The 14753-nt window shown below is 57.6% G+C and carries 16 protein-coding genes; 11 read left to right on the top strand and 5 right to left on the bottom strand.

Going from position 1 to position 14753, the window contains the following annotated elements:
• Positions 1–131: 131 nt before the first annotated feature.
• The 9 genes from AC4ANE_RS16175 (at position 132) to AC4ANE_RS16135 (ending at position 7944) form a co-directional block, all read left to right on the top strand.
• A complete protein-coding gene (locus AC4ANE_RS16175) occupies positions 132–1043 on the top strand; it encodes a LysR family transcriptional regulator (RefSeq protein ID WP_080718953.1) in 912 nt (303 codons plus the stop codon).
• Positions 1044–1320: 277 nt separating this feature from the next.
• A complete protein-coding gene (locus tag AC4ANE_RS16170; RefSeq protein ID WP_031596921.1) occupies positions 1321–2349 on the top strand; it encodes a beta/alpha barrel domain-containing protein in 1029 nt (342 codons plus the stop codon).
• The gene (locus AC4ANE_RS16165; protein WP_031596922.1) at positions 2346–3536 is read left to right on the top strand and encodes an isocitrate/isopropylmalate dehydrogenase family protein; all 1191 of its coding nucleotides are present in this window, start codon (positions 2346–2348) and stop codon (positions 3534–3536) included. The genes AC4ANE_RS16170 and AC4ANE_RS16165 overlap by 4 nt, the downstream gene beginning before the upstream one ends.
• Positions 3520–4233, top strand: coding sequence for an RraA family protein (locus tag AC4ANE_RS16160; protein WP_031596923.1), 714 nt, complete (start codon positions 3520–3522; stop codon positions 4231–4233). Before AC4ANE_RS16165 ends, AC4ANE_RS16160 begins: the two co-directional genes overlap by 17 nt.
• Before the next feature lie 77 nt (positions 4234–4310).
• Positions 4311–4793, top strand: a complete 483-nt coding sequence (locus tag AC4ANE_RS16155; protein ID WP_031596924.1) for a flavin reductase family protein — start codon at positions 4311–4313, stop codon at positions 4791–4793.
• A 40-nt stretch (positions 4794–4833) separates the two neighbouring features.
• On the top strand, positions 4834–5196 hold the full coding sequence (locus AC4ANE_RS16150) for an antibiotic biosynthesis monooxygenase (protein ID WP_005731728.1): 363 nt from the start codon (positions 4834–4836) through the stop codon (positions 5194–5196).
• A 76-nt stretch (positions 5197–5272) separates the two neighbouring features.
• Positions 5273–6244, top strand: a complete 972-nt coding sequence (locus AC4ANE_RS16145; protein WP_031596926.1) for an NAD(P)H-dependent flavin oxidoreductase — start codon at positions 5273–5275, stop codon at positions 6242–6244.
• A gap of 72 nt (positions 6245–6316) precedes the next feature.
• Positions 6317–7090, top strand: coding sequence for a hypothetical protein (locus tag AC4ANE_RS16140; protein ID WP_031596928.1), 774 nt, complete (start codon positions 6317–6319; stop codon positions 7088–7090).
• Positions 7087–7944 carry a DUF6282 family protein gene (locus AC4ANE_RS16135; RefSeq protein ID WP_031596930.1) on the top strand — a complete coding sequence of 286 codons (858 nt, stop codon included), beginning with the start codon at positions 7087–7089 and terminating at the stop codon, positions 7942–7944. Before AC4ANE_RS16140 ends, AC4ANE_RS16135 begins: the two co-directional genes overlap by 4 nt.
• A gap of 49 nt (positions 7945–7993) precedes the next feature.
• On the opposite strand, the gene AC4ANE_RS16130 is transcribed toward AC4ANE_RS16135, so the two are convergent.
• The 3 genes from AC4ANE_RS16130 to AC4ANE_RS16120 all read right to left on the bottom strand — a co-directional run bounded on the left by AC4ANE_RS16130 (position 7994) and on the right by AC4ANE_RS16120 (position 11793).
• On the bottom strand, positions 7994–9172 hold the full coding sequence (locus AC4ANE_RS16130; RefSeq protein WP_031596932.1) for an LLM class flavin-dependent oxidoreductase: 1179 nt from the start codon (positions 9170–9172) through the stop codon (positions 7994–7996).
• Positions 9173–9253: 81 nt separating this feature from the next.
• Complete coding sequence (locus AC4ANE_RS16125) at positions 9254–10216, bottom strand: LLM class oxidoreductase (RefSeq protein WP_005746894.1); 963 nt, start codon at positions 10214–10216, stop codon at positions 9254–9256.
• An 11-nt stretch (positions 10217–10227) separates the two neighbouring features.
• On the bottom strand, positions 10228–11793 hold the full coding sequence (locus tag AC4ANE_RS16120) for an MFS transporter (RefSeq protein WP_010207927.1): 1566 nt from the start codon (positions 11791–11793) through the stop codon (positions 10228–10230).
• A gap of 158 nt (positions 11794–11951) precedes the next feature.
• Here AC4ANE_RS16120 and AC4ANE_RS16115 point away from each other — a divergent pair, with 158 nt between their 5' ends.
• Both AC4ANE_RS16115 and AC4ANE_RS16110 read left to right on the top strand, forming a co-directional pair.
• Positions 11952–12848 (top strand): LysR family transcriptional regulator, encoded by an 897-nt coding sequence (locus AC4ANE_RS16115; RefSeq protein WP_005731736.1) that lies wholly within the window; start codon positions 11952–11954, stop codon positions 12846–12848.
• 42 nt (positions 12849–12890) lie between these two features.
• The gene (locus AC4ANE_RS16110) at positions 12891–13535 is read left to right on the top strand and encodes a glutathione S-transferase N-terminal domain-containing protein (protein ID WP_031596934.1); all 645 of its coding nucleotides are present in this window, start codon (positions 12891–12893) and stop codon (positions 13533–13535) included.
• A gap of 79 nt (positions 13536–13614) precedes the next feature.
• Here AC4ANE_RS16110 and AC4ANE_RS16105 read toward each other — a convergent pair whose 3' ends face one another.
• Both AC4ANE_RS16105 and AC4ANE_RS16100 read right to left on the bottom strand, forming a co-directional pair.
• Complete coding sequence (locus tag AC4ANE_RS16105) at positions 13615–14226, bottom strand: PulJ/GspJ family protein (RefSeq protein WP_031596935.1); 612 nt, start codon at positions 14224–14226, stop codon at positions 13615–13617.
• The gene (locus AC4ANE_RS16100; protein WP_031596936.1) at positions 14223–14684 is read right to left on the bottom strand and encodes a prepilin-type N-terminal cleavage/methylation domain-containing protein; all 462 of its coding nucleotides are present in this window, start codon (positions 14682–14684) and stop codon (positions 14223–14225) included. Before AC4ANE_RS16100 ends, AC4ANE_RS16105 begins: the two co-directional genes overlap by 4 nt.
• Between the last annotated feature and the right edge of the window lie 69 nt (positions 14685–14753).

Below are 14753 nucleotides of genomic sequence, written 5' to 3'. Positions count from 1 at the left end.
GCACCCGCTCGCTCTTCGGGCCTGAGGAAGTTATCAGCATTATCCTTATCGTTCTGCACGTCTGCCGCTACTCATCGTCGATACGTAATGAAGACTTTTATTCGCGCGAACCGTATAAGGACATGACTTGAATGACAATGACTCCATTGGATGGATCAGTTTCCCTTGACGTTAATAACCTGTTCAGAAAACCGAAAGTCTGTTTTGACTGGGAGGACTTGCATTACTTCGTGATGTTTTCCGCCATCCGTTCCTTGAGTGGCGCTGCCAGGGTGCTGGGTGTGGAACACGCTACTGTTTCGCGGCGTATCGCTTCGCTGGAAAAATCCCTGAATGTAAAGCTTGTCGACCGTCGCAAGCGGTTGTACGAGTTGACTGATGAAGGGCGGCGTCTGGCGGCTATCGGGCGGCAGATCGAGGCGCAGACCCAGGCCATTGGCCGCCTCGCTGTTGCCGCGCAGGTAGCGCAGGGTGTGGAAGTGACTATCAGCGCGCCGCCCTCGGTGGCGGTCGAGAAGCTGGTGCCGCAACTGGGGGCGTTTCGTGCCATGCCCCCCGGCATTGTGCTGCGCTTGTTGGGGGATCATCAGTATTCGTCGTTATCCAGTTGCCAGTCTGACTTGTGCATACGGTTTTCCAGACCGGTTGAAAATGGCATCGTCGCACGACGTATCGGCACCGCCTCATTTTCATTTTATTGCGCACGTTTTTATCTGGAGGAGCGGCACCCGGAGCACTATGAGTTTATTGCCTACGACAATGAACTGATGAGCGACAGTCAGAACGGTTGGCTCAGAAATATTGTCGGTGAACGCCCCTTCGTGCTGGAAGCCAAAACAGTAGAGCTGCAAATTCGTGCTGCGGAAACCGGTGTGGGCATTGCCTTGCTTCCAAGTTTTGCGGTAGAGGCGAACTCTCGTCTGTGCCGGGTAGAGCTGTCGGCACCGCTGGAGGTCGATGTCTGGCTGGGCGTGCATGAAGACTTGCGCGCGGTGGCTTCCATTCAGGCCGCGATGAATTATGTAGAAAGCTGTTATCGCTAGTCGGGCCAGTGACAGAAATCCTTATTTCGGCAGACGCATAAGGTGACGGTGAAAAAATTCACATCCCCTGATTAAATATCGACAATTTACAACGCGGTCGATTTTGACGAGGATCAATGCCGAGTTAAGAAGTTAATGATTCGAAACTCCGAGACGTTCAGGTGTCGGCTCGGCAATGTTTGCAGGTGCGGCGCTGTTGGATAACTACAAGAATAGAGGCAGTGGCAAGATCATCTCAAGCACCCTGTTTACACCCTAAGGACAGCCGGAGATTCTCATGGCCGACATAAAGATTCTCGACGTTACATTGCGTGACGGTGGTTATCGAAACAACTTCAACTTCACGGAAGACCAGGCTCGGGCTATTACTTCAGGCCTGGCGGATGCAGGCGTCGACCTCTGTGAAATTGGTTACTGCAAGGGATCATTTGCGCCGAAGGGCGAGCACGGGCTGACCAGTGATGTAGGCGCACGCTTTATTGAGAACATTGCGCAGGCCGCCGCTGGACGTATTGAGCTGGCAGTGATGGTTCACCCTAAAAACATCACGGTAGATGACTTCGCCATGCTCAAGGAGCAGGGTGTTTCGATGATTCGTGTCTGTTTGCGCCGCGATCAACTGGATGAAGGGCTGGCGACCTTGTCACTGGCCCGTGATCACGGCTTCAGTGTCAGCGCCAATGTAACGCATGTGACATCGCAGACGCCGGGAACCGTGCTCGATACGGCCGCTCGTGCGGAGGGTGCCGGTGCGGACATCATCTGTTGTGCGGATTCCAACGGTCATATGCTGCCGGTCGATGTGCACCGGCTGTTCAGTCGCCTCGCAAGCCGGTTAATGGTGCCACTGGGGTTTCACGCCCATAACAATCTGTCGCTGGCGCTGGCGAATGCATCGGCGGCTATCGAGGCCGGTGCTGAATACATCGACACGTCCATCTGCGGCATGGGTAAAGGGGCCGGGAATCTTCACTTGAGCATGCTGGTGGCTTATCTGGAGCGTATAGGCGTCAGCCACGGTTTTGACCTGGTCAAGGTGATCGAATTGTCCGCTGTCACAGCCAACTCGATACCGCATAACAATATGCCCAGCCCGCTGATGGATATCATTCTGGGCACTTACAACTTCCCCTACGATGTCAGTCAGCGGGTGGCAGACACCCTTGAACGGTTTCAACTGACCTCCGAGTACCGAGCGATCGAGGTCATGCATCAACAGGACAAAGTGGCGCGCCTTGCTCCGCGAGCGGCGTTGTCGAATATCTTCAGTGACCTGTCTCAAAGCGTAAAAGGAGTTGCGCTATGACCGCCCAAATATCCCGCAAGCGTATATGCATTCTGCCCGGCGACGGTATCGGCATTGAGGTCATGGAAGCGGCGTTTCCGGTGATTGCAGCGTTGCACCTGCCGTTTGATCTGATACCGGCGGATATCGGCTGGGAATGCTGGAAGCGCGAGGGTGAAACGGTTCCTGCCCAGACCTGGGAAGTCATGGCCAGCTGTGACGCAACGTTGCTGGGGGCAATAACCAGCAAGCCGCTGGCAGAGGCGGAAGCAGAGCTGCCCCTGGCACTTCAGGGCCGGAACCGGCGCTATGTCAGCCCGGTCATTCAGCTCAGGCAGAATCTGGACCTGTACGCAAATGTACGCCCGGTTACTGACATGACCGGTGAAGACAGATTTCGCTTTGTCGTGATCAGAGAAAACACCGAAGGTCTTTATGCGGGGCTGGACTTCGGGCATGTCCCGGATGCGCTGGTGCCCTTGCTTGAAGAGCGCGAAGCACTTGGCGCGCCGTGGCAGCGGGAAGGGCAGGAGGATGCGACCGTCACGTTGCGCCTGCAGACGCGAAGTGGTTTGACTCGTATTTTTGAATACGCATTCGATTACGCGCGCAAGAACAACTTCACCCGGGTCACGTTTGTCGACAAGCCGATGGTGCTGCGACACAGCAGTGCGTTTGCACGGGGTATCTTCGAAGAAATCGCACAGCGTTATCCGGACATAACCGGTGTTATCGAAAATGTCGATGCGGTTGCCTTGTGGATGGTGCAACGGCCCGAACGCTTCGGGGTGATTGTTGCCGAGAACATGTTCGGCGACATCCTTTCCGATCTGGGTGCTGGCGTGATGGGTGGCCTGGGTTTTGCGCCCAGCGGCAACTTTGGCAATTCAGGTGCTTACTTCGAACCTGTACATGGCAGTGCGCCTGCTCATGCAGGGTTGAACAAGGCCAACCCCAGCGCGATGTTCATGGCCATTGCACTGATGCTGGAACATCTGGGATACCCGGCCCAGGCGGCATGTATCACTCACGCCGTCAGCCTGGTTTCACAATCTGGCGTTCGCAGTTACGACCTTGGCGGTTCCCACACCACTGACCAGGTGGGCGAAGCGATTGTCCAGCAGTGCATCGAGTTGCAGGCCAGCTCTGTCGGGTACCGCATCGGGCAGGCCTCAGCTCAGGGAGAACGTCATGTCAGCGCATATTGAACCGGTGGCAATTACGCAAACCGTGCTGGACGCATGTGAACATCTGGATACCGCTTCGCTGTCTGATGCACTGGACAGTCTCGGGATCAATGGAGGGCTGCCGGGTATTGTTTCGCAAGTGCCGGGCACTCGTTGTGTCGGTGTTGCGTTCACCGTGCAGTACGAAGCTGTCGATACGCCAAGGGCATTCAAAGGGGCTGCCAACTACATCGATCATGTGCCTTGCGGCGCGGTGATTGTCTCCTCCAACGCCGGGCGTCATGACTGCACGGTATGGGGCGATATCATGACCCACTTCGCCTTGGCCAACGGCATCAAAGGCACTGTTATCGATGGCGTGGCACGTGATATCGATACCGTTATCAGGTGCAACTATCCGTTGTTCAGTCGTGGCCGTTTCATGCAGTCAGCCAAGAACCGCGCACAACTCAAAGCGGTACAAGTGCCTGTGGTCATTGATGGGGTTACTGTCCGGCCCGGTGATCTTCTGGTCTGTGATGGCAGTGGTTGCGTGGTTATTCCACAGCAACTGGCCGCCGAGGTTGTACGCCGTGCTCAGGCGGTCGAGCAGACTGAGCGCAGCATTATCGAGGCCATATCCACGGGCTCGACACTGGAGAATGCCCGCAGCACCTATCGTTACGACCAGCCCTGGCTGACGGACGCTGAAAAAGTCAGCGTGGGAGAACGACCATGAATCAGGCTTCCCGATTGGCAGCACGCGCAAATGTGCCTGAACCTCAAACTCGACTCAGCGCACTTGAGTCTCCCGACATGGATGTCGCTGCCTTCAAGAAAGCCATGCGCCGCCTGACGTCGACCGTCACCCTTGTGGCAACCGAACATGAGGGCACGCCTTACGGTATGGCAGCCACTGCCGTCAGTTCGGTATGCAGTGACCCGCCGTCCATTCTGGTGTGCATCAATCACAGCGCCAGCGTTTACCTGCCTTTGCTTGAGCGGGGAAAGTTCTCGGTCAACCTGTTGCAAACCGGGCAGGCGGAACTGGTCAGCGTGTTTGGCGGCGCGGTCAACGGGCCTGCGCGGTTTGAAAGCGGAGACTGGCAGCAGGACCAGGGAGTGCCGTATCTGCGCACGGCCCAGGCGACGCTTTTCTGCTCGGTGGCCCAACGAATGACCTGCGGCACTCACGAGATCATTATCGGGCTGGTCGAGAAAACAGCAGTGGCCGAGGTGATTTCCCCGCTGCTCTGGCAAGACGGTAAACCGGCGGCTTCAACGCCGCTTCTGGTTTGACTACGTGTTCTTATACTTCTTTTTATAAATGGAACTGACTATGAAAATGGAATTGTTCGATGCTCACTCCGTCACCGATGACAAGGCGGTGTATCTGATCAATGTTGTGCAGGTCAATGAAGGTGCTCAGGATCTGGCTATCGAGATTCTTGAAGAAACGGTCAGTTATGTCGCACGTACTTACAGTGCGTTCAAATGGAGCCGGTTGATGAAGAGCACGGACGGCAAGACCGTCATCAATCAGGCGCAATGGAGTGATCGCAGTCAGTTCGAGTCGCTGTTTACCGACAAAGAGTTTCTGTCGCGATACTCGCGGTTAAAGGAAACCGGTACCTGGGAATATCACCTCTATAACGTGGCCGAGTACATCACCCCTGAAATTGCACTACAAAAAGCGGGTTGATCCATTAACTGCAGAGGAGGGCGGCGTATACGTCGCCTTCGTCTGACATTCACCCGGCTTTTCACAGGTATCAGCGATGGCCACGATCAATACAGCACTGACTTCTCTTCTTGAAATTGAACATCCTCTGATTCTGGCACCGATGGGCGGGGCGTCCGGAGGGCGTCTGGCGGCTGCGGTTTCCCGGGCCGGTGGTCTTGGTCTGGTGGGTGCCAGTTACGGCGACCCGCAATGGATGGCGCGTGAACTGGAGATGATGCACGACGTGCAGCAACCATGGGGTGTGGGCCTGGTCATGTTTACCGTGGCGAGGCAGTTCGAATTGCTTCAGCTGGCTCTCGAGTACCGCCCGGCAGTGGTTGCGTTGTCGTTTGGCGATGTACGTCCTTTCGTCCGGCCCATTCAACAGGCCAACGCCAAAGTCATCGTTCAGGTGCATGACGTCGACCAGGCGCTAGAAGCGCTGGACGCCGGTGCCGATGCGCTGATCGTGCAAGGCGCCGAGGCGGGTGGTCACAGTTTGCGCCGAGCTTCATTGCCGCTGTTTCCGGCAGTTCGCGACGCGGTGGGTGACGATGTTGTGCTTATCGGTGCCGGCGGGATTGCCGATGGCCGTGGCATGGCTGCTGCGCTTGCGCTCGGCATGGATGGCGTGATGATGGGGACGCGCTTTCTGGCTTCGCAGGAAGCACTGCCTTCCGAACGGGTAAAACAGCGCCTGGTGCAGGCTGTCGCGAGCGATACGGTGCGAACCCGGATCTTCGATGAGGTGCGCGGCATCGACTGGCCGCAGGGCTACAGCGGACGAGTGATCGCCAATAAATTTTCCGACAGTTGGGTAGGTGAGGAGCAGGCGTTTGCTGCATCAGCCGATCAATTGCGTCTTGAGTATGAAGCAGCACTGGCGGCCGATGATGTGAGTATCAGGGCGATCTGGGCCGGCGAGGTGGCGGACCTGATCAAGGAGGTGCTGCCCGCACAGCTCATTATCGAGTCAACCCTGCGCGGCTATGCCACCAGTGTTGAACGTCTGCGCACGACCCGCTGACCCGTCAGGATGGATCAACGACCGGACCCGCTCGAAACAGCGGGTCTTGTCATTTTTGCAGGAGCAAAAGCCATGAGTCATTGCATCACCTGCCAGACCTTCGGTGTCGGGCAATCAAGCGTATTCATTCTTTCACCGGTGATGCCGGTCTGGGACGCGGGTGGCTTCGCCAAACCGCTGATCGAGCATTTCACTGCGGCGGGTTATCAGGTCAGGGTTTTTGATTCCCTGTCCCTGCCGGTCAAGGCGGGCGAAGACTTTGACGGGTTTACCCAGCGCTGGGTCAGCGCGCTAGAGCCTTGGGGTGTGCCGGATCTACTCGTCGGCGTGGCCTTGGGTGGTGCGTTGGTACAGGCGTTGGCAGGCACTTCATTACTGCGTTCGACGCCTGCGTTGTTGCTGCTTTCTTCCCCCGCCAAAGCCGATGCGCTGCTGGATTCCAGGCTGGGACGTATGGCGGATCTGGCAGAACAAGGGGATGTCGAGCAAGCCAAACGCCTGCTGGACGATCTGGTGTTGCCTGAAGGCCAGAAACACGAGCACCCGTCCGTCAGCGAGAATGACGCAACGCTATCAACCCAGGGACAGCGTCTGACCCTGGGATTCCGGCTACTGAGCGGTCTGGATATCAGTGAGTGCCTGCTCGATTACAAAGGGCGTGTGCTGAGCGTGTTTGGCGAAAAGTCGCAACTGGTGGGGGCGGGTCATGTGCTGCGTACCAAAGGCCACAAACAACGCTCACTGTGTGTGCCGGATGGCGGGATGCGCCCGCTGGCGGATGATCTGGACCGGGTGCTGGAGAGCATCGATACATTTCTGATCGCCAGAGCGGAGTGTGTGCAATGAGTCAGATCGAGGAGCCAGGCTTCATTGATGTGCATTATCACGCCAATCCTGACGCGTTCATTCGCCGTCATGGCGCGATAGAGGCGGGCCGGCGCTACGCGGCGGTGCAGGGCCGGGTCGTATTGAAAAATCACCTGGGATGCACGGCGGCCCAGGCATGGGAAGCACGCAATCAGGGTTTTCCGGTCAGTGGTTCAGTGGTCCTGAACGAGATCGCTGGCGGCATCGACTACCGCGTGGTCGAGCGCAGTCTCTGTTTGCGCGGCGATGAACCTGGACGTTTCATTGTGCACTTGCCAACCGTCACCGGCAGAACGCATACCAGCACGCTGGCCCGCAACCTGAGCCATCCGCTGTTGCGCGAAAAGCCCATCAAGCCTGCCAGAGTGACAGCGCAGAACGGACGCCTTACGCCGCAGACGCTGGATATTCTCAAAATGGCCCGTGACTATCCGCTGGTCATCTCGACAGGGCATGCCGACGCCGATGAAGTCAGGATGCTGATCGAGGAAGCACTGCGCATCGGTGTGCCAAGGCTGATGCTCAATCAGCCCGCCAACCCGTTGACCGGTCTGAAAGCAGCCGAGCTTGCGGTGATTGGCAGTGAGCCATCGGTCTACATCGAACAGACGGCGCTGACCTACTTGTTGGGCTATCAGGACCGACAGGATTTCACTAAGGTATTGAGTCATGTTCCCAATGTGGTCTACAGCTCCGACCTTGGGCAGACCAGTCAGGTCGATGTGCACGAGTGGCTGTCGATGAGCGGGCAGTGGTTCGACGCGTTCGGTTTGAGTTGCGAGCGTCGTGCCGAGATGACTCTTTTGAATCCACAACGCATGCTGGCCATTTAAATCGTTCGGGTAAAGCTCCCTGGCTAACTACGCCAGGGAGTCCTCATCATCAGGCTACTTCGGCAGCTACTTTCGGAGTGATTGCCTCGACAGTGATTGCTTCGCGCAGGCCCGCCTGTTCCATCAATGGCAATGTTTCTCTGACGAAATCCTTTATGCCTTCGTGGTAATCAAGCCATGTCAGTGCGATGCCATCGATCCCCCAGTCAGAATATTTCTTGAACAGTTCCACGATCTGCTCCGGAGTGCCTACCAGCGGCACGCCTGCAAACCCTGCCTTGAAATGAAAGCGAAAACGGACCGCGTCTTCCGGGGTGAAAATACCGGTCTGAATGCCCAGCTCGCTGGTGATGATATCGCAGCCCTCATCGTCACCCAGCTGGTTGGCGTAATAGTCCAGGTAGGCGTCCGCTTGTTCTTGCGTGTCCTTCTGCACCACGTAGCCGTAACACCATATCTTTATATCGCGGTCGAACTCCTGCTTCGCCAGGTCCTTATAGGATGCAATCTGCTGACGCACGGCGTCTTCACCGTCCAGGTGTTTGACGATCAGGAAGGCGGCATCACAGTGTTTGGCGCAAAACCGTTTGCCGCGCGGTGAACCGCCGGCATTGATCAGATAGGGGGTGTTGAGGGGGTGCGGCTGCGAGATAGCGTCGCAGATGTTGAAATATTCTCCTTTGAAGTTGAACGGTGTTTGCTGTTCCCAGGCATTTTTTGCGATGTGCAGCCACTCTTCCGCGTAGTCGTAGCGTTTGTCGTGTTCCATCATCTGGCCGTTGAACATGCGCATTTCCGCGCCGTACCAGCCGCACAGAATATTCAGCCCGAAGCGCCCGCTGCTGATGTGATCGATGGTCACCGCCTGCTTGGCTGCAAACAGCGGATGAACCGTGGGCAAGTGCGATGTGGTGAACACGGCAATCTGGTTGGTCAGGGCGGCAATACCGGCAGCCCAGGTGTAGGTTTCGAAACAGACACCGCCGGTGTTGTTGGTGCCGCCAAAACCTTTCCAGCGGCCTACCGGTATGAAGGCTTCAAACCCCGCATCGTCGGCCACCCGGGCGATTTCCAGATTACCTGCCCAATCGTCTCCGCGAAGGCGTTCCGGCGCATTGGTGACGGTGCAGCCGCCCTCGGTGTTAGTGGAGAAAACACCCAGCTGTATCTTGTTGCGGCTGCTGCGCATCGGGTTAGGTTTTATCGGATAAGCTTTTTCAGTGCGCATGATGACCTCCCAGGTCGGTTTTATGTCGTTCTTCCCTGCTAGATCCTTTGCCGACAGTGGCCGTGTAGGCGAAATACTCGCTCAGGCATGCTCACTGCGTCGGGTCGGGAAATACGGCAGCACATACTCTTCCAGCTCCTGTAACACTTCCGTGGCCGGACGTCTCAGTGGTTTCAGGTTCAGCGCAACATGCGAAACGCCCTGTTCCCGTTGACGCTGCCACAGCTCGATGAGGGCGTTGCGCCCTGTACTGATGCCACGGCCGACTTTCATGGGCGCGTCCTTGTTGTCCTCCAGATCAAAGAACGTCGCATAACCGTAGGGCTTGAATCGTTTTTGCTCGTTGGCATCGCGCCAGTGATTGATCACGTCGGGCAGGGTGTTGAAGCCACTCTGATGCCATATCCAGGCGTCCATATGGTTGGCCAGCCATTTGATGTCCTGCTGACAGCGACCGATGGCGAGCATCGGCAACCGCCCGAAAAAAGGTTTTGGCAGTAGGTCCAGCGTGCCATTGAGTTTCCCGTAGTGGCGCGACGTGAAGGCCGGAAAAGAGTGCTCGGTTACGGCGTGCAGCATCTCGACCCCCTCTCTGAAGCGCTCTGCGCGTGTGTCGAAATTCTCGCCGAATGCAGGGTATTCGCCGGGCCGATCACCCGTCGACAACCCCAGCAGGAAGCGTCCCTCCAGCAATACATCAAGGCTGCAGGCCTGTTTGGCGACCATCAGCGGGTTGCGCAGCGTCAGTACGATACCGGCTGTACCGATGCAGATTTGTGTGGTCACCGCAGCAAGCAGTGCTGCATACACGAAAGGGTCGAATATCTGGCCAGCGTCACCAAAGCCTGGGTCGAGAAGCGGTACATCCCTCAGCCAGAGTGCTGCAAAACCGGCTTTGTCGGCCTGTTTTGCGAGGGCAATGTGATTTTTCATGGTCGGCGCGGCAGCGTCGGGATAGCCTTCCAGCGGCGCAATCAGGCCGAAGGTGAGATGGCCCGGTGCGAACACCTTTGCAAAGGCAGGATGCCGCTGTGTTCCGGTCATCTCATGTGGGCTCACTTGGCTTCTCCCGCCAGGTCAAGCGTGTCGGATGGCTCGAGTGGCGGTTCGTCATGAGCGCGCACGCGACCAAGCAGCGCAAAGACCGCCACGGCCGTCAGCACGGTGGCGGCGCTGAGAATGAACAGCAGATTGCGGAACGCGGTGGCGTACTGTTGGTGCAGCAGTTCTGCCTGGCCGGGCAGAAGACCGATCGCATTCTGCAGGTCGCCCAATGCGGCGCGGTTGGCAGCGTTTGTCACCACATCAGGCGCGACACCCGTCAGGGCATCGAACAGACCCCACTGAATGAACGTGGCGAGCAGTGCGCCTGCGATCGCAATGGCTATGCCGTCGGCAGACACGCGTACGGCATTGAAGATGCCGGTAGCCATACCGGCGCGTTCCTTTTCAACCACACTGATCGCCATGCCATCCATCAGCCCCCAGGGCAGACCGATGCCGATGCCGATCAAGGCCATCGGCAGCAAGGCGGTTTTGATTGCTCCGCTGTCCAGCGCCAGCGCGAGCCACAGCAGGCCGACAGCCACCAGCAGCAAACCGATACCGGACAGTAGCCCGGAGGTGAAACGACGTGCCAGCTGTGCGGCAAGCATCGGTACGATCAGCAGGGGCGCGGCCAGTGCGGTCATCATTTGCCCGGTTTCCAGAGCGCTGAGACCGTCGATGCCAATGAAGCGCGCTGGCAACATGATGATCAGCACGACAAAGAAAAATGCCGGACTGGCCGCAAGAATCTGCACGCCGACAAAGCGCGCGCTCTTGAACAGCGACAGATCAAGCATGGGTCTGGCCACGCGCCGTTCCACTGCAATGAATATCCAGAACAGCAACAGTGAACCGATAATGCCGCCCATGACCAGTGGATGGGTCCAGCCGTCTTCAGGGGCGAGCAGGATTGCGTAGGTGAACAGGGTCAGTGCCGCGGTAAAGCTGATCGCTCCTGGCCAGTCCATGCCGGTGGCATTGGGGTCTCTGGATTCTGTAGCGCTGAAAAGCACCAGAAAGAATCCTGCAACCCCAATAAGAGCCGTTGCGTGGAATGACCATTTCCAGCCAGCCGAGTCGACCAGCGAGCCCGCCGCGAGAGGGCCGAAGGCCAGGCCTATCCCGAACGTGGTGCCGAGCAGGCTGAATACTCGGGTGCGGTCAGCTCCATGGAAGGTCTGGGCCAGCGATGACATTGCGCCAGCGAACGCCGCTGCACCGCCCAGCCCCTGAATCAGGCGAAGTACATCAATCTGCACGACGGATGACGCCATCGGAATGGCAAAGGTCGACAGCACGAATATCGCCAGTCCGATCAGCCATACGCGTTTTCTGCCGTAGATATCCGTCAGGCTGCCAGCGGCCATCATGGCGCTGCCGTAAGTCAGGATGTAAGCGTTGATGACCCACGTGAGCTCGACGGCTGATCCGCCCAGCGCCTTGTTTATCGAGGGCAGGACCACGGCAGGGCCAGTGAAGCACAACGGAATCAGGATGCCTGTCAGGCAGGCGGCAAACAATTGTCCCCAGCGTCTGGTAGCAGACGATGCTTGAACCTGGCTTGCTGAAGTCATGTGCAATTTCCCTGTGAAGCGTGCGCAGTTTTCGGTGCATTGCACGCATTTATCCAAGGGCAGTTGCCCTGTCGGGAGATTAGGGGTTGCGTCTGCAAACAAAAACAGGCTTATGTTCCGAAGGTATAGGACAGGGCTGTCCTTAATAGGAGTGGGTATTGGAATCGCTCGGTAGCATTGCGGTGTTTGTTCTGGTCGCTGAAACACGGAGTTTTACCCAGGCTGGAAAACGCCTGGGCATTTCATCGTCGGGGGTAGGCAAGAGTATCGGCCGTCTGGAAGAGGGCCTGGGTGTCAGGCTTTTTCATCGCAGTACGCGCAGTATTGCCATGACCCTGGAGGGCTCGATATTTCTGGAGCGCTGTCGCCGTATTCTGTCGGAGCTTGAAACGGCAGAAATGGAGTTGAGCAATGCCAGGGACCTGCCCAGAGGCCGGTTGCGCATCAGCCTGCCCTTGGTCAGCGGCCTGGTCATGCCGGTCATCATCGAGTTCATGCGCACCTATCCCGATATCGAACTGGACATCGATTTTTCCGACCGCATGGTCGATATCATCGAGGAAGGCTTTGATATCGTCCTGCGCACGGGAGACCCTGGCGACTCGGGCCTTATGTCGAGGCGGATGGGGGGCTTTCAATTGAAAATCGTCGGCGCTCCGGACTATTTTGCCCGGCGCGGGACACCTCAACATCCAGCAGACTTGAGTCGGCACGCCTGTCTGTTGCACAAGTTTCCCTCTTCGGGCAAATTTGAACACTGGCCGCTACGTCGCGAGGCCGGTGCCGATGATCTCGATTTGCCCCAGGTGATGGTGTGCAACACGACGGAAGTTCTTGTTGATGTTGCGCGGGCGGGGTTGGGAATTGCCTGCCTGCCGGACTTCATGATTTCATCGGCCATTCGCAGTGGCGAGTTGGTGCCAATACTGACCGACTACACGGTGCACACCGGAAGTTTCAGGTTGCTCTGGCCATCGAGCAAGCACCTTTCCCTGCGCCTGCGGGTATTCATCGACTTTATGCACGCCCATTTGTTTGCTCCTGCGTCTGTGTGACTGCGCGGACCGAGCATGTAGCACCTGACAAGGAGCATTGGCATGTACACGCTTTTTGGCACAGAGGGTTCGGGGTCCGCAGCCATCGAGATAGCGCTTTGGCGCTGCTCGGTTCCTTTTACCTTGTTCAGGGCCTGCGCGTGGGAGGAGGGGCCAGGCAAGGAAGCATTGCGGCGGGTCAACCCATTGCTGCAGGTGCCCACACTGGTCCTGGCCGATGGCACGGTGCTCACCGAAAGCGCTGCAATTCTGATTCATCTGGGACTGGAGCATCCCGAATCCGGGCTGCTGCCCAGCAAGCCTGCCCTGCGCGCTCAAGCCCTTCGCGCGCTGGTCTACATCGCCGCCAACTGCTACGCCCCGATCGGGATTATCGATTACCCGCAGCGCTGGCTGTCGGGCTCCGACGATACGCTGGATACGCTACTCGAAACCGGCACCCGCGCGCGGTTGCATGAAAACTGGGAGACATTCGCGGATCTGTTCGCTAACGCAGGCTTCTGGCGTTGTGATGATCCCGGTGCAGTGGAGATTCTGGCCAGTATCGTGACCAGATGGGGCGGTGCGCGCGAGCATCTGCATACCACCCGGCCTGACTTTCATGCGCTGCTGTTGCAGGTCGACGCTCAGCCGGTGGTCAGCGCGGTGATAAGGCGTCATTGGGGCTTGAGAGGTCTGGGGGCGTGATTAAAGCAGACCCTTTTGAAGACGTGACGGCAGAATGGACTCAAACCATCGTCTCTTAGTCGGCTGTAGGCAATGCTCGCTAATCCAGCGGCCCCAGCACCTTTCGATAGCGCTCGTCGCCATTACGGGTATGTAGCGTGAACACGATTTCCAGCCCGTCGGGATTGTCTTCCCTGTGGCTGTCGAGCGGTTGCCAGCCTCCGACAGTTCTCCAGACCCTTATTTTTGCCTCGACGACCTGATCGAGCACCGCTATTCCTTCGTCGGGAGCGGGTAGGGGGTAGCGGTTGCTGCTGTCTGCGGCCGCGCGATACAGAGTGTTGTCCTTTAGCCACCAGCGGATTCGCTGCAGTCCTTCCCCGGCCGTGGCCGCACTGCGAATGACGTCAAGGCGCATACCGTTTCTTTCCGCACTGCAAATACTGATGGGTATCAACGTTTTTGCCTGCGGATCGGTTTCTTCACCAGGCAGCGGGTTTTGCAGCTCGACGCCTGCACGCATGGCCACGTCGCGCTCCAACTGGTTCAGCGCTCGCAGTACCGACTCGGTGTGCCCGGTGCTTTCGCGTAACTGGATATCGGTGCGAGTCATGCTCTCCAGCCCACGCCAGGCAATCAGGCTGACGATGGTCATCAGCAGGATAGCCACCATTACTTCCAGTAATGTGAAGCCGCTTTGCCTTGCTTTCATGGAGGGCTGACCACCTGCAGTTGATCCAGCGAGCTACGCTGCAGGCTCAAGGATCGTTCACCGTCAGAGAGCTGGATGCGCAGCGGTGCGACGATCCATTCGGGACCTGACACCACTCGTTGCGCCGGGTCTACGCTGATGCGTATGGAGGGTGTTTCCCAGGCTCTGAAACGCAGCTGCGGGTCGTTCATGAAGCGGTCGTAGCCCACACCTTGCTCGGCACGTCGTGCGAAACCAAAGCCTTTGCCATCGACCAGCAAGGTGATTGGCCGACCGTCGACCCTGGCCTCGACCTGTGCAATGTGCAGCATATGTGCAAGGCGTTCAGCGTCCTTGCGCAGCAAAGCGGCAGGATCGGGTTTGATGCTCATGCTCACCGTTGCGCTGACGGTGCCAATGATGACCAGAACCACCATCAACTCGATCAGAGTAAAACCCCGTTGTGTGTCCATACTCATGATCGGAGGCTCCCTGATGACGCTTGCATACTGATCAAAGCGGGTGCCAGGCATTCTGATGCAGTGATG

The organism is Pseudomonas sp. Pme6b, assembly GCF_058129925.1.
This window is presented reverse-complemented; position numbering and strand designations above follow the sequence as displayed.